General features: G+C 70.5%; 17 protein-coding genes. 7 read left to right on the forward strand and 10 right to left on the reverse strand.

The window, feature by feature from the left end:
* Window positions 1-19 precede the first annotated feature (19 nt).
* From urtC to fxsT (CHC09_RS09250), 5 genes are all read left to right on the forward strand, one after another.
* Entirely contained in the window at window positions 20-1135 is a 1116-nt protein-coding gene (urtC, locus tag CHC09_RS09230) for an urea ABC transporter permease subunit UrtC (RefSeq protein WP_089292532.1), read from the forward strand.
* Window positions 1136-1208: 73 nt separating this feature from the next.
* Window positions 1209-1952 carry an urea ABC transporter ATP-binding protein UrtD gene (gene urtD, locus CHC09_RS09235; protein ID WP_089292533.1) on the forward strand — a complete coding sequence of 248 codons (744 nt, stop codon included), beginning with the start codon at window positions 1209-1211 and terminating at the stop codon, window positions 1950-1952.
* Window positions 1952-2644, forward strand: a complete 693-nt coding sequence (gene urtE, locus CHC09_RS09240; protein ID WP_089292534.1) for an urea ABC transporter ATP-binding subunit UrtE — start codon at window positions 1952-1954, stop codon at window positions 2642-2644. The genes urtD and urtE overlap by 1 nt, the downstream gene beginning before the upstream one ends.
* Window positions 2645-2821: 177 nt before the next feature.
* Complete coding sequence (locus CHC09_RS09245) at window positions 2822-4069, forward strand: TIR-like protein FxsC (protein ID WP_179276988.1); 1248 nt, start codon at window positions 2822-2824, stop codon at window positions 4067-4069.
* A 61-nt stretch (window positions 4070-4130) separates the two neighbouring features.
* On the forward strand, window positions 4131-8075 hold the full coding sequence (gene fxsT, locus CHC09_RS09250; RefSeq protein WP_179276989.1) for an FxSxx-COOH system tetratricopeptide repeat protein: 3945 nt from the start codon (window positions 4131-4133) through the stop codon (window positions 8073-8075).
* Window positions 8076-8077: 2 nt separating this feature from the next.
* On the opposite strand, the gene CHC09_RS09255 is transcribed toward fxsT (CHC09_RS09250), so the two are convergent.
* The 7 genes from CHC09_RS09255 to CHC09_RS09280 form a co-directional block, all read right to left on the reverse strand.
* Complete coding sequence (locus CHC09_RS09255; RefSeq protein ID WP_089292537.1) at window positions 8078-9238, reverse strand: FxsB family cyclophane-forming radical SAM/SPASM peptide maturase; 1161 nt, start codon at window positions 9236-9238, stop codon at window positions 8078-8080.
* 4 nt (window positions 9239-9242) lie between these two features.
* Complete coding sequence (locus CHC09_RS46170; protein ID WP_179276990.1) at window positions 9243-9410, reverse strand: hypothetical protein; 168 nt, start codon at window positions 9408-9410, stop codon at window positions 9243-9245.
* Between the two features lie 146 nt (window positions 9411-9556).
* Window positions 9557-13474: an FxSxx-COOH system tetratricopeptide repeat protein gene (fxsT, locus tag CHC09_RS09260; protein ID WP_089292538.1), complete on the reverse strand. Its 3918-nt coding sequence runs from the start codon at window positions 13472-13474 to the stop codon at window positions 9557-9559.
* A 109-nt stretch (window positions 13475-13583) separates the two neighbouring features.
* Window positions 13584-14762: an FxsC protein gene (gene fsxC, locus CHC09_RS09265; protein WP_089292539.1), complete on the reverse strand. Its 1179-nt coding sequence runs from the start codon at window positions 14760-14762 to the stop codon at window positions 13584-13586.
* A gap of 176 nt (window positions 14763-14938) precedes the next feature.
* Window positions 14939-16102, reverse strand: coding sequence for an FxsB family cyclophane-forming radical SAM/SPASM peptide maturase (locus CHC09_RS09270; RefSeq protein ID WP_239138135.1), 1164 nt, complete (start codon window positions 16100-16102; stop codon window positions 14939-14941).
* Entirely contained in the window at window positions 16099-16293 is a 195-nt protein-coding gene (locus CHC09_RS09275; RefSeq protein WP_089292540.1) for a hypothetical protein, read from the reverse strand. Before CHC09_RS09275 ends, CHC09_RS09270 begins: the two co-directional genes overlap by 4 nt.
* A gap of 62 nt (window positions 16294-16355) precedes the next feature.
* Window positions 16356-17210, reverse strand: coding sequence for an AAC(3) family N-acetyltransferase (locus CHC09_RS09280; protein ID WP_089292541.1), 855 nt, complete (start codon window positions 17208-17210; stop codon window positions 16356-16358).
* A 110-nt stretch (window positions 17211-17320) separates the two neighbouring features.
* Here CHC09_RS09280 and CHC09_RS09285 point away from each other — a divergent pair, with 110 nt between their 5' ends.
* A complete protein-coding gene (locus CHC09_RS09285; RefSeq protein WP_089292542.1) occupies window positions 17321-18604 on the forward strand; it encodes an MFS transporter in 1284 nt (427 codons plus the stop codon).
* Here the strand turns inward: CHC09_RS09285 and CHC09_RS09290 are convergent.
* Both CHC09_RS09290 and CHC09_RS09295 read right to left on the reverse strand, forming a co-directional pair.
* Window positions 18580-19452 carry a GDSL-type esterase/lipase family protein gene (locus CHC09_RS09290; RefSeq protein ID WP_089292543.1) on the reverse strand — a complete coding sequence of 291 codons (873 nt, stop codon included), beginning with the start codon at window positions 19450-19452 and terminating at the stop codon, window positions 18580-18582. The two genes, CHC09_RS09285 and CHC09_RS09290, sit on opposite strands and share 25 nt — an antisense overlap.
* Before the next feature lie 85 nt (window positions 19453-19537).
* The gene (locus CHC09_RS09295; protein ID WP_203833043.1) at window positions 19538-21100 is read right to left on the reverse strand and encodes an ADP-ribosyltransferase domain-containing protein; all 1563 of its coding nucleotides are present in this window, start codon (window positions 21098-21100) and stop codon (window positions 19538-19540) included.
* 102 nt (window positions 21101-21202) lie between these two features.
* Here CHC09_RS09295 and CHC09_RS09300 point away from each other — a divergent pair, with 102 nt between their 5' ends.
* The gene (locus CHC09_RS09300) at window positions 21203-21850 is read left to right on the forward strand and encodes a macro domain-containing protein (RefSeq protein WP_089292675.1); all 648 of its coding nucleotides are present in this window, start codon (window positions 21203-21205) and stop codon (window positions 21848-21850) included.
* On the opposite strand, the gene CHC09_RS09305 is transcribed toward CHC09_RS09300, so the two are convergent.
* Window positions 21851-23110 (reverse strand): DUF7402 domain-containing protein, encoded by a 1260-nt coding sequence (locus CHC09_RS09305; RefSeq protein WP_179276991.1) that lies wholly within the window; start codon window positions 23108-23110, stop codon window positions 21851-21853.
* Window positions 23111-23207 lie beyond the last annotated feature (97 nt).

Below are 23207 nucleotides of genomic sequence, written 5' to 3' on the forward strand. Positions count from 1 at the left end.
ATGCCGTAGGAGGCACAGCATGACCACCCTTCAGGATCCACCGATCGCGCCCAGCGCCGCCGGCCGCTCCGCGAGACGCCGTTTCGGGCCGGGCACCGGGTCGCGCGCCGCGGCCGGCTTCGCGGTCGCGGCCGTGGTGCTGTTCGCCGTCGCGCCGGTGGTGCTCGGCGATTTCCGGCTCGGCTTGCTCGCGAAGTACCTCTGCCTGGCGATCGTCGCGGTCGGCATCGGCCTGGCCTGGGGCCGGGGCGGCATGCTCACCCTCGGCCAGGGCGTCTTCTTCGGCCTCGGCGGCTACGCGATGGCGATGCATCTCAAGCTCGCCGACGCGGGCCCCGGCCAGCTGCCCGATTTCATGCAGTTGTACGGACAATTGGACGCCCTGCCGTGGTGGTGGCGGCCATTCACCTCGCCGGCGTTCGCGCTGGCCGCGACGGTGCTGCTGCCGATGCTGGTGGCGTTGCCGCTGGGCCTGCTGATCTTCCGGCGCCGGGTGCGGGGTGCGTACTTCGCGATCCTCTCCCAGGCGCTCTGCGCCGCGTTCGCCATCTTCCTGATCGGGCAACAGGGCACGACCGGCGGCACCAACGGCCTCACCGACATCCAGGGCTTCTTCGGGTACGACCTGAACGACCCGATCAACCGCCGGATGATCTACTTCATCGTGGCCGCCGTGCTGCTCGCGGTGCTCGGCGTGGCCTGGCAACTGATGCGCAGCCGATACGGCGAGCTGCTGGTCGCGGTCCGGGACGGCGAGGAGCGGGTGCGCTTCCTCGGGTACGACCCGGCGAACGTCAAGCTGGTCGCATATGTCGTCGCGGCCGGGATGGCGGGTCTGGCCGGCGCGCTCTTCGTCCCCGCCGTCGGGATCATCTCCCCCGCGATGATCGGCGTGGTCCCGTCGATCGAGTTCGTCATCGGGGTCGCGGTCGGCGGACGGGCGAGCCTCGTCGGCCCGGCGCTCGGCGCGATCGCCGTCGCGTGGGCGAGGACGGCGCTCTCCGAGCGGCTTCCGTCGGCGTGGACGTACTTCGAAGGGCTTCTCTTCATCCTGCCGGTCGTCTTCCTCCCCGGCGGCCTGGCCTCCCTGACGGTCTTCCTGCGTCGCCGTTCCGGAAAGAAGGCCTCGGCATGAGCGAGCTTGCGAGCGAATCGGTCAGCTCAGTGCATAACTCATGTCGACGCCGGAGCGCAGCGGAGGTGGCGGCATGAGCGGTCTCGTGGTACGGGATCTGAAAGTGGTCTTCGACGGTTTCGTCGCGGTCGGCGGCGTCGACCTCGACGTGCCGGCCGGCGACGTCCGGTTCGTCATCGGGCCCAACGGCGCCGGCAAGACCACGCTGATCGACGCGATCACCGGCTTGGCCCGGGCCTCGGGATCGGTCACCTTCGACGGCCGGGAGCTGCTCGGCCGCAAGGTGCACAAGATCGCCCGGCTGGGCGTCGGCCGGACGTTCCAGAACTCCACGGTCTTCGAGGAGCTCACCGTCCTGCAGAACCTGGACATCGCCGCCGGCTGGAACCGCGGCCCGCTCACCCTGCTGCGACGCCGCTCGTCGGTGCCGCCCGAGGTGCAGCGGGCCCTGGAGACGATCCGGCTCACCGCGGTCCGCGACCAGCCGGCCGGCACCCTGCCGCACGGGCAGAAACAGTGGCTGGAGATCGGCATGCTGCTCGTCCAGGACGCCAAGCTCTTCCTACTCGACGAGCCGGTCGCCGGGATGAGCCAGGAGGAGCGGGACGCCACCGGCGAACTGCTCGGCGAGCTCAGCAAGACCCACACCGTCGTGGTGATCGAGCACGACATGGACTTCCTGCGACGCTTCGCCCGGACCGTCACGGTGATGCACGCCGGAGGAATCCTCTCCGAGGGCACCGTCGCCGAGGTCCAGGCGGACCCGAGGGTGCAGGAGGTCTATCTCGGTCACGCGGTGCAGGCTCAGGAGGCGTGATGCTGCGATTCGAGAACGTCCACGCCGGTTACGGACGCAGCGTCGTCCTGCACGGCGTCTCACTGACGGTGCCGACCGACGGCGTGGCGGCCGTGCTGGGCCACAACGGCGCCGGCAAGAGCACCCTGCTGCGCGCCGCGATCGGCCTGCTCAAGCCCCGCTCCGGGACGATCTCGCTGGACGGCGAGGAGATCACCGGACGTGCGCCGCACGAGCGGGTGGCGCGCGGGATGGCGTACGTCCCGCAGGGCCAGCAGAGCTTCCCGCATCTGACCACTCTGGAGAATCTGCAGCTGGTCGCGGACGGCCGCAAGGACGGCCGGGCCGCCATGGCGGAGACGCTGGACCTGTTCCCCGCCCTGAAGGAGCTGCTCGGCCGCCGGGCCGGCCTGCTCTCCGGCGGCCAGCGCCAGCAGTTGGCGCTGGCCCGCGCCCTGATCACCCGGCCGAGGCTGCTCCTGCTCGACGAGCCGACCGAGGGCATCCAGCCGTCGGTGGTTGCCGAGATCGAACAGACCATCCTGGCCCTGGCCGCCCGCGGCGGCATGTCGGTCCTGCTGGTGGAGCAGCATGTCGGGTTCGCGCTGCGGGCCGCCCAGCGCTACTACGTCCTGGAGGCCGGCCGCGTGACCTCGACCGGTGACGGTGGCGCGGATGCCGAGTCCACCGTCCGGGAGGCGCTCACGGTCTGACCCGAACCCGTCCGGCCCGCCCCGGCCCCGGCCCTTCGCCCCTCGGAGGTCCGGGTCTGGGGCATGTGGAAGTTGGGTAACCGACTATATACTCCTCGTGAGCGACCCGCCGTCGACCGCTCTTGGTGCATCGATGACCATCACCGTCAACAGTGTCGCCACGACTGGGAGCACCGCTTGCCGGACTACTACTTCTTTCTCAGCTATGCGCGTGGCGACGACCGGGACTCGGTGAGGACGTTCTTCAACGACCTCTCCGCCGAGGTCCGCACCTACGCGGGATTGCCGACCACACAGGTCGTCGGTTTCCTCGACGTGGAGATGCAGGTCGGGGAGGAGTGGGCGCGAACGCTCGTGAGCGCGCTCGGCAACTGCCGCACCTTCGTGGCCCTGATCTCGCCGCGATACCTGATCAGCGAGCCGTGCGGTCGTGAGTGGACGCTCTTCTCCGAGCGACTGGACACGCTGGAGCAGAAGGACCCGGCGGCCGATCCACCGCCGCTGATCCCGCTGCTCTGGCTGCCACCGCCCCGGCTCCCCGCCGCGATCGAGGCCCGCCAGTACCTCAACCACGGGATGCCGGAGGCCTACAGCCGCACCGGCCTGCGGCAGATCATCCGGCTCGCCCGGTACCGGGACGACTACCTGGAGATGCTCGCCCGGCTGGCCCAGCAGATCGTGGAGGTGGCCACCTCCGAGCGGCCGGTGCCGACCCGTCCGAGCACGCTGCCGTTCGAGCAGGTCCGCAGCGCCTTCCACGACGCCGGCAGGCCCGCGTTGCCGGGCAGCGGCCCGGTGGCCCAGGTGGAGTTCATCATCGCCGCGCCGGCCCGGTCCGACCTCGACGCCCTGCACCTGTCCGGCCTCGAGCGCGACCCGCAGTTCTACGGTGAGTTGCCGGAGCACTGGGCGCCGTACCGGCCCCATCTCACGTCGCCGATCGCCGACCGCGCCCAGCAGGTGGCGCTCGAGCATCAGTTCCAGGCGCTGGTGACCGATCTGGACAGTCCGCACGGGCGGTTCGGCGCCGACCGGGACACCGCGGAGCGGATCGTGGTCCTGCTGGTCGACCTCTGGGTGACCGGCCTGACCCGGCACCGCAGCGCCCTGGCCCGATTCGACGAGGGCGGCACCGACGAGGAACCGGCCCGGGCCGCGGCGGTGCTCGTCCCGGCCGGGCACGACGACGAGCAGACCCAGGCGAATCTGACCCAGTTGATCGCGGCGCTCGGCCAGGTCTTCGGCCGGCAGATGAACGCCCGGCTCGGCGCGTCGTTCCGGAGCGCGATCCTCAGCCCGCAGTCGTTCGACGCGGATCTGGGGGTCATCCTCGAGCGGTCCCGCAACCGGATGTTCCGCACCAACACGGTGCGCCGCCCCCTGCCCGGTCGATCCGGGCAGCGGCCGATCCTCCGCGGCCCCTGACCCCGCCGGGATGCTTCCGGAGCCGTTGCCACCGGTTACGACCAGAAAAGGAGTCCCGGCCATGACATCCCCGCCGGACGGCCACGAATCAGGTCAGATCGTAACCTTCTACTCCTTCAAGGGTGGCACGGGCCGGACCATGGCGGTGGCCAATGTGGCCTGGATCCTGGCCGCCAACGGGCGGCGGGTCCTCGCGGTCGACTGGGACCTGGAGTCACCGGGCCTGCACCACTACTTCCGGCCCTTCCTGGTGGACAAGAAGCTGCGGCACTCCCGCGGCGTGATCGACATGATCCGCGACTTCGCCGCGGCGGCGGTCGATCCCACCGCGGACCCGAACGAGCCCGAGTGGTACCACCGCTACGCCGACGTGGAGCGCGAGGCGGTCTCCCTCGCCTGGAGCTTTCCCGGGCGGGGCCTGATCGACCTGCTGCCCGCCGGCCAGCAGAACGCCGCCTATTCCGGAACGGTCAGCACCTTCGACTGGGCGGCGTTCTACGACCGGCTCGGCGGCGAGGAGTTCCTGCGCGCCCTGCGGGAGAACATGGCCCAGGGGTACGACTACGTCCTGATCGACAGCCGGACCGGGCTCAGCGACTCGGCCGGCATGTGCACGGTCAACCTGCCGGACACGGTGGTCAACTGCTTCACCTTCAACGAGCAGAGCATCGACGGCGCGGCCGCGGTCGCCGAGTCCATCCTCCGGCTCGGCAACCGGCGCCCGGTTCGGATCCTGCCCGTGCCGATGCGGGTCGAGGACGCCGAGCTGTTCAAGCTCGAGACCGGCCGGGACCACGCCCGGCAACGGTTCGAGCCCTTCCTCCAACTGGAGCCGGACGCCGCGACGGCGTACTGGGGGGACGTGGAGATTCCCTACAAGCCCTTCTTCGCGTACGAGGAGATCCTGGCGACCTTCGGCGAACGTGCCCGCCAGGAGCACTCGCTGCTCTCCTCGTTCGAGCGGCTCACCCGGATCATCACCGGCAACGCGGTGACCGAGCTGCCCGCGATGGACGAGCGGGAACGCCGGCGCTGGCTGTCGACGTTCGAGCGGCAGAAGCCGTCCATCAACCCGCGCACCGTGATCAGCTACGCGTCGATCGACCGGACCTGGGCCGACTGGATCGCCGGGGAGCTGGAGCAGATCGGTCAGTCGGTCACGCTGCACGAGGTCGACCTGGCCGGCACGCCGGGTGAGCCGGCCGGCGACCTGTCCCCGGCCGGCGGTCCCGCCGCCCGGCTGCTGGTTCTGATCTCGCGCGACTACCTGCGCTCGCCGCGGGCCGCCTGGCTCTGGCAACAGGCCGCCGAGAGGGACTACGCCGGCGGCAACCTGATCCGGATCCGGATCGACAACAGCCGGCTCCCGGTCGCCTTCGCCGAGCCGCCCCGGGCCCGGGAGCTGGACCTGTTCGGGCTCGGCGAGGAGCAGGCCCGGCCGGTCCTGCTGAGCGCCTTCGACCGGGTCCATCTCGAAACGCCCGCGACCAACGCCCGCCCGTCGCAGCGGTCGGGCTCGAGGTTCCCGGCGAACACCCCGCCGGTCTGGAACCCGCCGCAGCGCAACCCCACCTTCACCGGCCGGACCCGGCTGCTGGAGGAGCTCCGCGACCGGCTGCCGATCAGCGTCACCGCCGCCACCCCGCAGGCGCTCTACGGCCTCGGCGGCGCCGGCAAGACGCAGATCGCCCTGGAGTTCGTCCACCGCTTCGCCGCCGACTACGACATCGTGTGGTGGATCCCCGCCGAGCAGCCGAGCCTGGTCCGCGCCTCGCTGGCGGAGCTCGCCGAGGCCCTGGACCTGCCGGCCGGCTCCACCACCGCCGAAGCGGTCGACGGGGTGCTGGACGCGCTGCGCCGCGGTGAGCCGTACCGTCGCTGGTTGCTGGTCTTCGACAACGCCGACCAGCCGGAGGAGATCCGGCGCTACCTCCCCACCGGGCCGGGGCACATCCTGATCACCACCCGGAACGTGGCCTGGGGCCGGTACGTCACGGCCACCGAGGTCCCGGTCTTCACCCGGGTCGAGAGTGTCGGCCTGATCCGCCGTCTGGTGCCCGCGATCTCCGAGGCCGACGCGGAGATGATCGCCGGCAAGCTGGGGGATCTGCCGCTGGTGATCGAGCAGGCCGCCGCCTGGCTGGCCGCGACGGGAATGCCCGCGGACGCCTACTCCGAACTGCTCGACACCGAGCTGCCCCGGATGCTCCGGGAGAACCCGCCACCCGGGTACGAGCGGACTCCGGCCGGCACCTGGCGGCTGTCCCTGGAGCGCATCCGCGCCGACTTCCCGGCCGCGGCCCGCCTGCTGGAGGTCTGCGCGTTCTTCGCCCCGGAGCCGATCCCGATGCGCCTGCTCTACAGCAGCCGCTTCGTCGACCTGCTCCAGCCGCTCGACCCGACCCTGCAGGAGCCGCTGCTGATCGGGCGCCTGGTCCAGGAGATCGGCCGGTACGCGCTGGCCCGCTTCGACGCGGGCCAGAACACCATCGAGATGCACCGGCTGGTCCAGACGGTCATCCGGTCGGACATGTCACCCGAGGACCGGGTACAGACCGAACGCGATGTCCACGACGTGCTGGCCGCCGCCAACCCGAAGGAGCCCGACGACCCCGCCACCTGGCCCGACTACCGCCTGATCCGCCGCCACATGGAGCCGACGGGTGTGCTGAGCTCGCCGGTCGCCAACGTCCGGCAGCTGGTCATCGACATGGTTCGGTACCTGTGGCGGATCGGCGATCTGCAGGACAGCCAGGAGCTGGGCGAACGCGCCCTCGCCGCGTGGCGGCAGGGCGGCGGGACGGACGATCTCACGACCCTGTGGCTCCGCCTGCACCTGGCCAACCCGATCCGGTCCCAGGCGCGGTACACCGAGACCTTCGAGATCGACAACGAGGTGCACGAGCTCCTGCTGGAACAGGTCGGCCCGAACCATCCGTACATCGTGATGAGCCTCAACGGCCTGGCCGCCGACCTGAAGGGGCTGGGCCGCTACCGGGAGGCGCTCGACCTCGACAACGAGGCGCTCAGCCTGGCGACCAACATCCTCGGCGCCGGCGCCCAGCGCACCATCTTCGCGATGAACAACGTGGCCCTGTCCCTGTTGTTCATCGGCGACTTCCGGCAGGCGGCCGAGATCGGCGACCGCGCCTACACGCTCTCCCGTCACCTCGGCAAGCAGCTCTCGCAGTCCCTGGCGGTAGGCGCGAACCTCGGTCGCAGCTACCGGGATCTCGGCCGGTTCAGCGACGCCCAGCGACTGCTGAGCCAGGTCCTGAGCAGCTCCACGGAGGTGCACAGCCCCACACACACCCAGACTCTCCAGATCGCCCGGGTGCTCGCCGTGACGCTCCGCAAGCTCGGCGACCTGGAACAGGCGCACGTGCTGACCCGCGACATCCGGCCCAAGCTGGAACGGCGGCTGGGCCGCACCCATCCGGAGACCCTGGCCTGCCTCAACGACCTCGCGAACGTGCAGTCCGCGCTCGGCGACGACGAGGCCGCGCTCCGCACGGCGAGCACCGCCCTCCGGCAGTACGGGACCCGCCTCGGCCCGGATCACCCTTCCAGCCTGGCGTGCGAGAACAACGTGGCGATCTTCAAGCGCAGGCTCGGCGACCACGCGGGCGCACGGGAGATCAGCGAGCACGTGATCCGGCGGTTCCGGGACCTGCTGGGGCCGGATCATCCGTACACCCTGGCCTGCCTGGTCAATCGCGGCAACGAGCTGTACGACAGCGGTGACCTGCCGGAGGCGCTCGCCAGCGACCGGGACGTCTGCGGCCGGCTGGAGGCGGCACTCGGACCGGATCACCCCGACACCATCGCCGCACGGAACAACCTGGCGATCACGCTGACGGCGATCGGCGAGGACGAGACCGCCCGGGGACTCGGCCGGGAGGTGCTCGACCAGTCCACCCGGATCCTGGGACCGGATCATCCGAACACCGACGCGGTACGCACCGGACGGCGGCTGAACTGCGACATCGATCCGCCGCAGATGTGAGGTCAGCCGACCCCGGCCGGCATCGCCCGGTGCAGAGAGGCGAACACCCGGTCCCGGATGTGGTCGATCAGCCGGCGCTGGTCCGCACAGTAGACGGTCGGATTGTCGAAGTCGCCGGGCGCACGGAACCGGTGGGCGTAGTGACCGCCGCCGCAGATCTTGACGGCCGGGCACCGCCGGCAGGTCTCGGCCAGCCCTTCGAGCCCGATCTGCCGGGCCCGCACGCCCGGATGGGCCAACGCCTCGTCCAACGCGTTGTCGAACACGTTCAACCCGGTCGCGGCCGCCCGATCGGCGGCGGTCTTCAACGCGTCCGACTGCTCGATGGCGCCGTCGGTCTCGATCGTCACGTAGTCCACCGGGTCCAGGCCGGTCGCCTCATAGCCGCTGGCACCGCCGAGCAGCAACGAGAGGATCGAGCTGAACAGCCGGATGTCGGTGCTCTGCGGCCGGTCGTACCAGCGGTCGAAGACGGCGACGAGCCAGTCGCCGTACGGCGTGGCGGGGTCACCGGGGGTACGGAACGGCGGCGGACTGGTCCAGTTGCCATGCGGAAGAAGGAGATCCATGCTCGGCGGCTCGAAAGCCAACAGGGCGTCGTACACCTCGAGCGGGTCGTTGCGGACGTCGATCGTGCACAGCAGACCGCGGTAAAGATGCCGGTACCGGTCCTCGCGGAGCCGGTTCAACGCGACCGCGACGTCGTCGAAGCTCCCCGCCCCGTGCGGATATCGCCGGTGCCGGTCGTTCGCCACCCGCCCGCCGTCCAGGCTGACCCCGATCCGGACGTCGTGGCGCACCAGGGCGTCGAGCATCGGCTCGTCCAGCAGCACCCCGTTGGTCTGCACGGTGAACCGGGCCGCGGCGGCACCGCCCAGCGCGTCCCGGACCGCGCCGACGACCGACGCCACCACCTCGGGACCGGCGAGCAGCGGTTCACCACCGTGCAGCACCACGGCGAGCGAATCGATCCCCCAGGTCCGGGCGTGCTCCGCCACCCGCCGCGCCGCGGCGTCGATGACCTCGGGTGACATGACCCGTGGCCGGGAACGCCACGACTGGTCGGCGTGGCGGTAGACATAGCAGTAGTCACAGGCCAGATTGCACCGGCTGTGAAGTTTGAGTAATACCTGCCGGAAGGGCAGCGCCGAGAAACCGGCCATCAGCTCAACTGACGAAATTGGTGAAAGCGGTCGCCGCTACCGGTTCGTCGCGTATGATCCGGTCCAGGGTGGCCTGCAACGCCTCGCTGTCGATCAGCTCCCGATCGACCTTTTCGAGTGTGTCGACCGCGACGACATATGCGTCGTCCTCGGGCTGCAGTGCCGGCTTCATCGCCACCCCTCTGAATGCGAGCGGGGGAAGCCTAGCACCCGCCACGATCCCCATTGCACGGAACGCGGAAGCCGATGACCAGGTTCGCCTTGCCGTGGTAGCAGAAGCACTCCAAGGCTTGATGAGACGTGACTACCCGCCGCCGATCAGGTGGTGGCCGGTTCGATGTCGAGGCTGATCCGGCCGCCGTCGTACAGGGTCACGAGGTAGGGGTGCTCGCCGCCGAGGACGTCGCCGATGATCCGGACGGTCTCTTCGCGCAGGGTCTCGGCGCGACCTTTGTCCCCGGTCGCCAGACGGCTGGCGACCAGGTTGACCGAGGCTGCCAGCACCGCCGGGTGGCTGCGGCTGTGCAGACGTTCGAGCAGCTCCTGCAGGCACAGGACATCCAGCTCCAGGGCCGCACCGGCGTCCTCTTCGAACTTGATGTTCGCCAGGTTCACCCGGCAGAAGGCCGGGTAGGGATGTGCCGCCGGCAGGGCTGCCGCATAGCGCGCCAGGGTCTCGGTCAGTGCCGCCTCGGCACGCGGATCACCCTCCGCGAACCGCAGGACGGCCAGATTGTTCGCGGCGGCGAGAGTGGACGGGTGCTCGTCGCCCAGGATCTGGCGATAGTTCGCCAGCACCTTCTCGGTTCCCTCGCGCGCCCTCCGGTGATCACCCGCCGCCCACTCGACGCAGGCGACCTCGAGGTCACACGTCAGCACGTCGGCGTGTTCCGCCCCGGCGACGCCCTCCAGCGCGGCGCTGACCATCTCGATCAGTTCCCGGGCCTCGTCCAGTTTGCCGAGCTGCCGCAGCGTCACCGCCAGGTCCTTGCGGGCGGTCAGCGCGATGATGTCCGCGCCGTCCAGCGACTCCGCGCAGCTGACCAGCGTCTCCCGCAGGACCGCCTCGGAGCGCCGCAGGTCACCGTCGACGCGCAGGTAGCGACCCAGATTGCCCTTGTACAGCAGGGTCGCCCGGGCCAGCGGCCCGAGGAACGTCTCGGAGACGACCACCACCTGCTCGCCGATCTCCCGGGCCCGCCCGAAGTCACCGGCCAGCAGCAGCCAGAGCGCGTAGTTGTTCCGGGCCGCGATGGTCCGGCTGTGGTTGTCCCCCACGGTCGTCTGCCAGTGCATCAGGACCTGCTCGCCGAGCTGCACGGCTCGCTGGTACTGCCCCAGACCCGAGTGCGCCGCGGCGGCGCCGCTGAGCGCGATCAACGCGTACGGGTACGTCTCCCCACGTTGCAGGATCATCCGGCGCGCGGCGTCCTCCTGGATCTCCAGTGCCGCCTGGTACTCGCCGTGCGCCTCCAGGATGTTCCCGAGCTCGCTGCGCATCCGCAGCAACGACAGGTGCTCAACCCCGAGGCGGCTCTCCCAGATCTTGATGGTCCGCTCGGCGAGGCGGCGTCCACCGACCAGGTCACCGCGGTAACGCAGGTACCGGACCATGTCGACGGCGAGCTGGTGCACCTCGGGATCATCGGAGTCCGGTGCGCCGGAGGGCTCCAGATGGGTCAGGATCCCCTGGTATTTCGGCCAGTTGGCCTGGTCCGACGGTTCGCCACGCTCGGCCTTCGCCAGGATCACGTGTATCTGCTCCCGCCTGCGCCTCTGCTCCTCGACAGCGAGGTCGCTGATAATGACACTCTGCACCAGGCGATGCATGCGAAGCGCTCGAATCGCCGAATCCACCCGGGCCAGCCCGAACCGGCTGACCTCCCGCACCAACGAGTTACGCATCAACAAGTCGCGGAACATCGGGTCGTAGACCGCGAGTGCGTCAGCCATTCCGGGGCTGTCCAGCAGACTCGTGGGGATCGGCTCGGGCGCCAGGAAGGCCAGCAGTTCGACGAGGAAGGCCGCGGCCGGGTTCGCCTGGCGCAGCCGGCCCTGGGAGAGCCGCCAGGTCTCGGCGGCGGGGTGCCGGTAACCCGGCGGCGGTGGCTCGTTGAGGATCCGGGGAAGCTGCTCGTCGAGGATCTCCAGGTAGCTCCGGGCCGACATCCCGGTGGTGGCGAGCCAGGTCGCGGCCTGCTCGACGGCGAGCGGAAGGTCGCCCAGTTTGGCGGCGATCTCCTCGGCGTCCGCATCGGAGAGCCCCGGGGCGCGCCGGGTCAGCAGCGCCCGGCTCTCCGACCGGTCGAAGACGTTGATGTCGAGCGTCCACGCGGTGCGGGACCACTCCTGGCCGGGCGTGGTGACGATGATGTCGCCCGCTCCCGTCGGCAGGAACCGCCGGATCTGTTCGGGGTCCTCGGTGTTGTCGAAAATGATGATCCAGTTGGACGACGGCTTGCCCAGCCGCAGCGCTTCCAGCACCGCGGCCGCCTCCTCGTCGGCCCGGCCCGAGCCGGCGATCGGCAGCCCCAGCTCCCGGGCGAGGTCGGCCAGCGCGGTCACCACCAGGGACGGCTGGTCCGCCGAGATCCACCAGACGATGTCGTAGTCCGCGTTGAACCGGTGCACGTACTCGACCGCGATCTGCGTCTTCCCGACGCCGCCGATGCCCTGGAGCACCACCGGGCCGGTCTGTGCGTTGCTGGCGTTGAGCTGTTCGCGAAGCGCTTCCAGGGTGGCGTCCCGGCCGGTGAAGCCCGGGTTCCGCGCCGGCGCCCGCCAGACCCGGGCCGGCTCGAACGGGAACCGCGGACGTGGGCCGCCCGAGATGCCGACATGCCCGAGACCCGAGTCGCGGAGGTCGAGGCGCTCCATCAGCGAGTCGCGCGCGGTTCGTTCCGGCACGTTGAACATGTCCACCGACTCACGCTCGGTGAACGGCTCCGGTGGCCGGAAACCGTCGACCCGGACCGGAACGACGAATCGGCCGAAGCCCGGAATGTCGCGGCGGATCATCAACCGCCACCAGTGCTCCATCTGGGGCGCGCGGACCGACTCCTGGGAGAGCAGAATGACCGCGCAGTCCACCCGGGCCAGAAGGTCGGCGGCGTCGACGGACGCGTTGACGTCCTGCAGCACACTGCGCTGCCCGGCCAGCCGCAGCTGGTAGGCGATCCACTCGGCCCAGATCCGGTCCCGCGGGGTGTAGCAGATCAGCGCCGGTCCGGGGTTCGCCGTGCCGCGCTGTTCGAACTCGGCGAGCCACCCGAGGCGGATCGCCTCCGAGATCTCGCCGAGCTCGCACTTCTCGCCGACCAGTTCACCGGCGAGACGTTCGTACGCGGCCAGCAGGTCGTTCTCCTGATACGGCCGGTCACCGAAGGCGGCGAGGGTCTCCTCGTACGCGTAGAAGGGTTTGTAGGGCTGTTCGACCTGACCCCAGTACTTGCTCGGATCGGCATAGCCCAGCGCCGCCACGAAGTCCCGGAACTGCTGCTGGGCCAGGCCACGCCGGCGGTTGAGCTTGGCGGTCTCGCCGTCCTCGACGCGGCTGGGGACCGGGAAGATGCGGATGTCGTCCGGACGCAGCCGGCGGATGGTGTTCGCCACCGACACCGCGCCCTCGATGCTCTGGTTGTTGTAGGCGAAGCAGTTGACCACGGTGTCCGGGAGCGTGACCGTGCAGATGCCCGCGTTGTCGCTCAGCCCGGTACGGCTGTCGATCAGCGTGACGTCGTAGTGCCGCCGCATCCCGTGGGCGAGCTCGAGCAGGAAGTCCTCGCCGTCCAGGGCGGTGAAGAACGTCTCCCAGTCGAAGTTGCTGACCACGTGCGAGTACTCGGGGGCCTGCACGCCGGAGGAGACGAAGTCGATCGAGCCACCGCGCGGAAAGTCATATCGCTCCAGCGAGGTCGCGTACTCCTGCACCCGGGCCAGCCGCCGGATCTCGTCGGGTTGCAGGCGCTCGCCCCGCAGCGCGGCCTCGCTGGCCCGGCGCTCGAAGCGGGTGACGGCGTCGATCACGCCGGGTGACTGCCGCAGGTCCCGGTCGGCCAGGAAGGGGGCGAAATACCGGTGCAGGCCCGGTGACTCGAGGTCCCAGTCCACGGTGAGCACCCGCCGGCCGGTGCTGGCCAGGATCCAGGCGACGTTCGCCAGTGCCATGGTCCGGCCGACCCCACCCTTGAACGAGTAGAAGGTGATGATCTGACCGTCCTGACCCGAGGGTCCCATACGTCACCGCCCTGCCTCGTTTCCGCCGTACGGGCGGACATCACGGCCTTCGGTCATTGTCACGCGCCGGTCAAGGAACACACCCGGCACCACCCGCAAGGTCATCGATTCATGGCCCTTCCAGCACGGGACGGGTGCCCTTGCCCGGCTGGGGCTCCACCACGCCACGCCGGTACGCCCGGCGCTGCGCGGTGGCGATCGCCACCGAGAGATCGGTGTCGAAGTCGTCCGGTGAGTCGACACCGACCCGGAAGAGCGAGTCACGCCAGGACGATCGGCCGGGAAAGGTCTCGAGCACCTCGCGACGGAGTTCGGAGCGGTGCGCCGTGGTCTCCGGATCGTCCCGGTTGGCCGGAACGAGAACCGCGACCGCCGAGTCGTCGCGCCCCCCGATCTCGCGCAACGCCCGGCCGAGATGCTCCAGACGGGTGGCCCACGCGTCGACGAGCAGCACGAGGATGTCCCGACGCGAGCCGCCTCGCAGCCGTTCCGGCACCGACTCGATCGAGACCACCTCGGACTGCAGCCGGCGGTCGGAGACGATGTCCCGGGCCCGCGCCACCAAAGACTGCGGGGCGACCGGCTGATAGGGCGCCCAGTCCTCCCGACGCCTGCCGTAGAACCGCAGGTCGTCGCGGATCGTACGCATCTGCTCCCGGGTGCCGGCCGCGATCACCACGTAGACCTTCGTCGCCTCGTGGCCGTCGCCGTGCCCGAACCTCCGACCGGCCAGCGGGTTCACCGCGCCGTCGACGTCGATCGCCAGACGGGCCGGTGGCAGCCGCCGGGTGTGCGCGGTCTCCACCACCCGGTGGGCCAGCGACGCGACGAACGCCCGGTATGCCGGGCGGTGGGAGCGCAGCCGCATCAGGATTCGCAGGTCGTCGTCGTTGGGCGTCCGATGCGGACGGAGGTCGAGATCTTCCTCGGCAAGCGCGTTCTCGGGGAGGTCGGCCGCGGCCCAGAGCACCGGGATCATGGAGTCCGCGTCCCGGTCCCCGGTGGACCGGTCCGCCCGGAGGCGATCGGCGAAGATCCCCCAGCACCGGCCGCAGCGGTCATTGCCCAGATACTTCGCCGACCACAGCGCGATGAAGGTCTGGCAGGTGCTGAGCGCCGCCCGCGCGTCGGACGGCCAGTTCGCCGTCCCGCTGGCGTCCAGGTAACCGACGACCTGCTGTGGCTCGGCGCCGATCCGCCGGGTGATCTCCGCACTCAGATCACGGTGCAGGCGGTGTACGAAGATCTCGTCCTCATCCGGAGCACAACTCAGAAAGAAGTACAGCATCCGGCCTCCCGGCGACCGTCGACGGGACCACCCAGGCACCTCGGTCACAGGCCGTGTCCAGGGCCTCTCCTCCAGACCGGCCGGCGACCCGTCAGGCCACTCGGTAGGGCTTCTGTCATTACTACCGCACCGAGGGACCGCTGAGATACCCCTGACGTCCAGATCGACACCGGAGGCTAAACCCGCCGGGACAGGTCGGCGGCCAGCCGTTGCGCCGCGTGGCCGATGAAGGCGGCCAGGTCGGCACAGTAGACGGACGGGTTGTCGAACTCCCGGCCGAGGCCGAACCGGTGCGCGTAGAGGCCGCCACCGCAGACTTCGACCAGTGGGCAGCGGCGGCACTCGGCGGAGAGGCCGGCGAGCCCGGACTGGCGGGCCCGCACGCCGGGATGCTCCAGGTACTGGTCGAACGAGTGCCATCGGACATGCAGGCCGGTCGCCGGGGCACCCTGTGCCACGGTCTTCAGCACGTCACCCTGTTCCAGCGTGCCGTCGGTCTCCACGGTCACCAGGTCGATGCGCCCGAGCCCGATCGCCTCGCTGCCGCTGGGGCCACCGAGCAGCAGCGACACCACGGACTCGAACAGCCGGACGCGGGTCTGCGGGACCTCCGCCTCGTACCACAGATCGAAGATCACCTTGAGCCAGTCGGCATAGGGCGTGCTGCCGCGGTCCGGTCCCCGGGCCGGCGGTGGCCGGTCCCAGGTCCCGTGCGGCAGGAGGAAATCGATCTCCGGCGGGTCGAAGGAGAGCAGGTGCCGGTACACCTCGGCGGGGTCGTTCGCGACGTCGACGGTGCACAGGATGCCGCCGTAGACCGGGCGGTTCCACGCCTCGTTGAGGGTCCGCAGCGCACGAGCCGTGCCGGCGTGACTGCCCCGGCCGTCGGCGTACACGCGGTGCCGGTCGTTGGCCGCCGGCGGACCGTCCAGGCTGACCCCGATCCGGATCCGGTGCCGGGCGCAGAGATCGAGATACTCCCGGTTCAGCAGCAGGCCGTTGGTCTGCAGGCCGAACGCGACCTTGGTGTCGGTGGTGACCGCGCCGCGGACCGCCCGGACCAGGTAGTCGATCAGATCCGGCCCGGCCAGCAGCGGCTCGCCGCCGTGCAGGATGACGGTGAGGAACGGCAGGTCGTGCTTGCCGGCATGCTCGGCGATCCGGGCCGCGGCCAGGTCGATGGTGGCGCGGGAGATGACCTGGGGCCGATCCCGCCAGCTCTGGTCGGCGTGCCGGTAGACGTAGCAGTGGTCGCAGGCCAGATTGCACCGACTGTGCATCTTGAACAGGATCTGGCGGATCGGCGAGGTGGCCGGCTCCCCGCCGGCCTCCGGACTCACGCGGCCAGCGCCTCAGGGTGCTGTGTGCCGATGAAGTTGGCGAAGGCGCTGCCCTGGACCTCGTCGCCCGGTGAGCCGTCGGCGGCGAGCCGCCACCGCAGCGCGGGTCGGAGGCGGGCGAGCGACTCACGCTCGCATGCCGAGGGAGGGTTCTGCCGAAGGGCCGTGACGATCTCGCTGTCCTCGGTCATGGGGATTACCTCGCATCGGGGACCGGCCGGAAATCGAACGGCTCGTAGCCGTTCGACTACCCTCAGCGTAGGCCGTCGCCCGGCATGCGTATAGCGTTCGTCGATGCCTCCCCCGGCGAGCGGCGACGGTCGGCCAGCCAGTCGCGGGCGAAAGCGACCGCCGCCGGCAGCTCCAGCAACCGGGCCCGGGCAGATCCGACCGATCCCACCGTCACCGTCCTGGTGCGCTCCAGATCGGCGCCGAGAGCGGCGAAGTCACCCGCGTCGAGCAGGACGCCGCGATAGGGCACCCAGGCCCGTCCCGCGGGGGTGGTCATCACGCAGGCGTTGTCGCGCGGGGTGCGCCAGGGCAGCCGATACTCGGCGAGGTGGAACGCCGTGCAGCGGTCGAAGCCCACCCCCAGCAGCACGATCCTGGCCCCGGCCGCCTCCAGCGCGGCCAGTGGCGACTCCTCCCCCAGTTCGCTGGCCAGATCGTGCCGGCTCATCAGGGCTTCGGCCCGGGCGCCGATCGCGGCGAACGAGGTCTGCGGGTGCGGGCTGCGGCGGGCGCCGGGCCAGCACCGGACCGTCTCCGGGATGATCCCCAGCGCCCGGCAGGGCGTGAGCCGCGGATCGTACGGCGGCAGGCTGTCCCGGATCCGCGGCCACCAGGACGCCGGGATCTCCGGACCGGCCCACCGCGCCGGGTCCCGGTTCTCGGTGGCGAACGCGGGCACCACCAGCGTCCCGGCCGGCCCGAGCACGTCGAGGAACGCCTGGACCACGGCGACCGGGCCGCCGCAGACCCAGCCCAGCGACCTCAGCGAGGAGTGCAGCAGCACCGTGTCGCCCGCACCGAGACCGAGCGTCCGCAGGTCCCGGGCGAGGGACAGGTTCGTGCGCGGACCGGTGCCGTCGCGCTCCGCGAGATCCATGGTCGCCTCCTGACGAGTTCCATCACCGGCGGTGGTGCTGATCACCTCGCCGGGGCCTGGCGTGCCGGCCGCCGCGGCAGGCTCCAGGCTGTCCGGTGGAGGTCCTCACTATGTGCGCAACCTGCGGTGAATCCACGCCTGTTCCCCGCGCGCCGCGACGGTTCGCCGCGTTGCGCAACCCGGACAGCCGGCCCTACCTGTTCGGGGCCGCGCTGGCGATGATGGCCGACAACATCGAGCACGTCATCACCTACTGGGTGCTGTGGGAGAGGTTCCACTCGCCGGTGCTCTCCGGTTTCCAGGTGATCAGCCACTGGGTGCCGTTCCTGTTCCTGTCGGTCTGGTTCGGCTCGCTCGCCGACCGGTACGACTGCCGCCGGGTGATCCAGGCCGCGCAGGCGCTGTTCATGCTGGTCTCGGCGGCCTGGGGCGTGCTCTTCCTGACCGGCACGCTGCAGGTCTGGCACGCCTGCGTGCTGCTGGTGCTGCACGGCGTCGCGGGCGCGCTGTGGGGCCCCGGCGAGCAGTTGATGCTGCACGACTTCGTCGGTGACGAGGAGCTGCCCAGCGCGGTCCGGCTCAACGCGACGTTCCGCAGCCTCGGGGTGCTGTTCGGGCCGGCGGTCGGCTCGGCGCTGCTGCTCGGGCTCGGTTCGACCTGGGGCATCTTCGCGAACATCGCGTTCTACCTGCCGCTCACCCTGTTCCTGTTCCGTACCCGGTTCACCGGGCACAGCCGGCACGGCGGCGTGCCCCGCGAGCGGCGACGGGTCGGGATCATGGACTCGGTCCGGGTGCTCCGTGAGGTCCGCGCCGATCACACCCTGGTCAGCATGATCATCCTGGGTGGCCTGGGATCGTTCTTCGTCGGCGCGTCACTGCAGTCGGCGATGCCGCTCTTCGCTCAGGACCTGGGCAGCGGGAGCGCCGGAACGGCGTACGGCGTCCTGCTCTTCGCCAACGGCGCCGGAGGCGTGCTCGGCGGTCTCGTCCTGGAGGCCACCGGATGGATCCGTCCCACGGTGATCTCCGCGGTGATCAGTACCGGTCTCTACGGGTTGTTCACGCTCTGCTTCGCGGTCACCCCGAGTTACCCGCTGGCGGTGCTCCTGCTGGTCGCGGGCGGGGTGGCCAACCTGGCGTCGATGTCGGTCGGGCAGACCGTGGTGCAGCTGATCGCCCCGCCCGCGGACCGGGGCCGGGTGATCGGCGTCTACGGGATGTCCGCGAACGGCCTGCGTTTCGGCAGCGGGATCACGGTCGGCCTGTTCGGCGCGGTGGTCGGCATCCACTGGTCGCTGAGCCTGAGTGCGACCGCGCTGTGCCTGGGCACGCTGCTGGCCGCGGTCCACGCCCGAGGCGCCGGGAGTCACCAGTCGAAACGGTCCGGATAGGTGACGTCGGCGATCTCGTTCTGGCCCTCGATGTTCGGGTGGAAGTAGTCGAACGTGCTCAGCCGGCCGACGGTGAAGCGGACGTCGTGCAGCCGGCCGCCGTCCCAGCGGCACCGGCTGCCGTACGCCCGGCAGGCCGCACGGAGCTGCTCGTCGTACGCCTCGATGCGATCGCGCACCGCGCGGCGCCGCTCCTCGTCGGCGGACGCGGCGGAGGCCGGCCTGGCCAGCATCGCCGGGCAGATGCCGCGGGACTCCCAGACCTCGACCGCCTGATCGTCCTCGCGGCCCACCTGCCACAGCCGGTACAGGTCCGGGATGCTGACCACCAGCACCCGCGCCCTGGGCAGCCCCTTCTTCAGGGTGGCCAGGGCGCGGTCCACCTGGTCGCGGAACGTCGCCACCGGGGTCATGCGGCCGGCCGGCCCGGCGCAGACGTCGTTCGCGCCGATCAGCACGGTCACGTACGACACCTTCGCGTCGACCGCCCGGTCGGCCTGCGTGGCCAGCGCCCCCGCCCTGGCCCCGGGCTCGGCGAAGTTGTGCACCTGCCGTCTGATCTTCGGGTTCTCCGCCAGGATCCGCTGGTAGTGACTGTCCACACCGCTGCCGGTGCCGGCCGCCCAGGAGTTCCGGGTGCACGCCAGGTACGCCACGCAGCTGCCCACGCCGGCGGTGATCGAGTCGCCGAGCGCCGCCATCGAGGCCGGGTAGCCCGGCGCGCCACCGGTCGGCGCCACGGTCCTGGTCCTCGTCGACTCCGGGTCGGCCGCGTCCACGCCACCCTCGCAGGCCAGCGCGAGGATCCCGAGCAGAGCCAGGACGGCGATGTGCCAGCGACGCGGCATGATTCTCCCGAATTAACCAAAAGTCACGACTTCGGCACGATATGCCATGAACACCTCGCCCGTCACGCACCCGAGGGCGCTGGGCTCAGGCGACCATACGCTGCTCCTCGAGCTCGGTGAGTCTGACCGTGCAGAGGCCGCCGCGCTCGGCCTTCACCGCCGTCACCTTCAGCTGGGTGCCCGGGGCCAGGATGAACTCCTCCTCGCCGGTGAAGGCGGAGAAGCCGCGGATGCCGACCGCCCGCGACGGGGTCACCTCGAACAGGGTGCGCTTGCCGCGCCCGCCGAGGAACGCCTGGGCGACGCCCAGCTTCGAGGTGCAGGACGAGACACCCCACCAGGTCACGGTCCGGCCGACCGGGTACTGCGCGCGCAGGTCGAGACCGACGCCGCGCCACAGCGGCTCGCGGCGGACCGGCAGCCGGGAGACGGCGGAGAACAACAGCCGGAGGTACGGCAGGTAGGGCCTGATCCGGCTGCGGTCCGGATCCCGCAACGTGGCGTTGATCTTCCGGTAGAACGCCGACTCGCAGGTGTACAGGAACAGCGCCGCGATCTCGTCGGCGCTCAGCCCGCTCGTGCCGGTGAGCCGGTCGCCGAAGCTCTGCGACCGGTCGACGTGCTGGCCGAGGCCGCCCAGCGCCTCGGCGGCCGGGGCGATCGCCTTGCGGAAGTCCAGCAGCGGGGTGTCGAAGACGCCGGTGATCGCCGGCAGGGCCAGGCCCTCGTCCTTGACGCTGGCCAGCCGCTCCAGGTAGAGCTGGTGCAGCTCCATCGTGGAGGTGATGAACGCGCCCATCCGGTCCGCGTCGCCCGAGGTCTGGTTCCATCCCGTGCTGGGCAGCCAGTCGACCGGATCCAGGCCCAGCCCGTGCAGCGCGTCGTTGACCACCGTGAAGTGCTCGTCGTCGCAGAAGATGTCGCCCTGCGCGGCCGGGTTCGGGTGGTCGAGGTGCCGCACCTCGACGCCGGGATACTTCTTCTGCAACCGGAGGACCAGGCTTTTCAGGGTACGGGCGTGCGCGCCCCACCAGGCGAAGACGACACCCCGGTCCGCCTCGTCCGCCTCCTGCTTGGCCCGCAGGATCTCCTCGACGATCCGCTCCACGACCGGCCGCCAGAACGCGGTGTGCTGCCCGGTCCCGAGCACCCCGTCGGCGCTCGCGGTCAGCGCCGCGTTGAGCAGCAGCACGCCCTGGGTCAGCATGGCCTGGAACCACTCCGGCGGCTGCACCGTGTCGTTCGACTTCAGCAACGCGCGGAGATCCGCGATCGGCGTCTTCTTCGGAATGCCGTACTTCCACATCGCGGCGGCCTTGATGATGCAGCGGATGCTGACCACCCGGCCGAACTGGCTGTCCGCCCAGTCGTGGAAGGTGTTGTCGAACATCGCGATGCCGGTGGCGCTCTCCGGCCGTGGGTAGGGATTCTGGCCGAAGACGACGACCTTCCACTTGTGCGGCGGGTTCGGCTTCAGCGCCTGGAACGTCAGCTCCCGGACCGGCACCACCCGTGGGTCGCGGCCGGGCCCGATGAAGTCCGCGGCGCCCGGCTGGGCCTCGATCACCGGCTGGAGCAGGGGCTGCCACGGCTCACCGCCACCGGCGAAGAGCTCCGTCAATTTCAGCGGGTCGTTCGTCTCCGTCACGGCGCGAATACTGGCAGGCCGCCGGAGGCCGATTTCTTGTCGGACCCTCGCTGTAGGTTGCCGGCACCTTTCTTCTTCAGGAGTGCGGGAGTGGTTGTGAGCATGCTGCGCAAGGTGGTTCTGACCGATGTCAACCCTCGCGTGATCAAGGCGTGGGAGTCCGCGTTCGCCGACAGCCCGGGCGTGGAGATCCACAAGGGATCGATCGTGAATCAGCGGGTGGACGCCTGGGTCAGCCCGACGAACTCGCGCGGCGCGATGAACGGCGGGGTGGACGCGGTGATCAAGCAGCACCTCGGCGCCGGTGTCCAGCTGCGGGTGCAGCGCGCGATCCGGGACGGGTTCGACGGGGCATTGCCGATCGGGAGCGCGGTCTGTGTGCCGTCCGGCGCGGCCGTCCCGAAGTTCCTGATCTCCACGCCCACCATGGAGTCGTCCGCGGAGAACGTGCGGGAGACGCTGAACGTCGCCCTGGCCTGCGCGGCCGCCTTCCAGGCCATCCACATGCAGAACGCGCGGCAGCCCGGGAGCATCGAGTCGGTCGCGCTGGTCGGGATGGGTGCGGCGACCGGGCGGGTGCCGGCCCAGGTCTGCGCCAACCTGATGTGGGCGGGCTACACCCTGTTTAACGACTTCACCTTCGACAGCTACACCGAGCTGTGCGCGACGGTGACCGGCCAGCTCGGCGACATCGAGACCCGCCCGGCCACCCGGCGCGTCCGGATCACGCCACCGGCCGCCCGCCGATGATCACCCGGCGGTGATCGTGCGGATCTCGGCCAGGCCGGTGTTCTTCGTGACGGCGGAGACCCCGGTGACGACGAATCGCAGGCTGGTCACCGTCTTCGGGGCGAACTTGACGACCAGCGGAGCGCCGTTGTTCGGCAGCGGGCCGACGCGGATCACGCTGCCGTCGGAGAAGAGCAGGACGCCGGAGGTGATCCAGTCGAGAGGGTTCGGCCGGTCGTAGAGGACCACCCGGCCGATCCGCTGCGGGGCGGGCCAGCGGAGAGCGAGCCAGGCTCCGGCCTTCTGCTGCAGGGTCACCCACTCACCGATCAGGGTGGCGCCGAGCCGCCCGTCCACCGCCTTGGCCGCCACCTGCGCGCTGGCCGCCCGCCCCGAGGAGGCGGTGACCCAGGACTGGGCGGCCACGTTGCGTCCGGGGCCGACGGGTGCGGCGACCGCGATGTTGCGCCGGGCGAAAGCGCCGTAGTTGCCGCGCGTGCACCAGTCGGCGGTCTGGCACACCACCGGGTCGTGCGGTGCGTAGGTGAGGAAGTAGCCGAGCTTCGTGTCGTACTGCGCCGCGGTCAGGTTCGCGGGCTCGTTGCCGACCGGGTAACCGAGGTGCCCGATGGTCCGGTGCGGGGTGCGATAACGCTGCTGGGCGTCCCAGGTGAGATAGCCGACCGTGTGGTGGTCGTCGTGGTCACCGTCGCCGTAGGGGTTCCGGAAGTCGAGGGTCCGGAGGATCCACGGCTGGTACGTCTCCATCACCCCGAGAAGGACCCCGAGCAGCGCCGAACGTGTGTAGGTCTGGCCGGTGTCGAGGGTGCGGATCCGCGCCGTCCGGTCGAGCCAGAGCATCTGCAGGGTCTGGTCGGGCCAGCCGCCGACCCGGTCGGGCAGGCGCAGGAAGAGCAGGGTGACCGGGGCGCCGTCAAGGGTGGCGCGGTGGACGGCCTGCCCGTTGACGGTCAGCGTGTCCTCGGTCCACCGCGCGGGCCGGGCCGCCATCCGGGCGTACGCCGCCATCTCCCCCTCCTCGCGCCCGCGCCAGTAGTTCGCGCCCCGGGCGGCGTCACCCGAGGTGACGTAGACGGTGGTGACGCATCGTCCGGCGGCGATGTCGTCGCTGATCTCCGGGTTGAGGAAGAGCAGGTCGTCGTCCTCGTGGGCGACGACGTTCATGGTGCGCAGACACGCCCCGGCCCCTGCCGTACCGGGAGCGGCCAGGGTGCCGACGACCAGGGCGAGCACGGCTATCGCGGTCCTGATCAAGTGCACGATGACTCCCTCCGGTGGTCCAGCGCACCTATGTTCTGGCTGCTTTAGCACCATTTGTCATAACTCGGGAGACATCATGCGGTCCAACGCCCGACCG

Origin of the sequence: Actinoplanes regularis (assembly GCF_900188005.1) — a bacterium.
Taxonomy (GTDB): domain Bacteria; phylum Actinomycetota; class Actinomycetes; order Mycobacteriales; family Micromonosporaceae; genus Actinoplanes; species Actinoplanes regularis.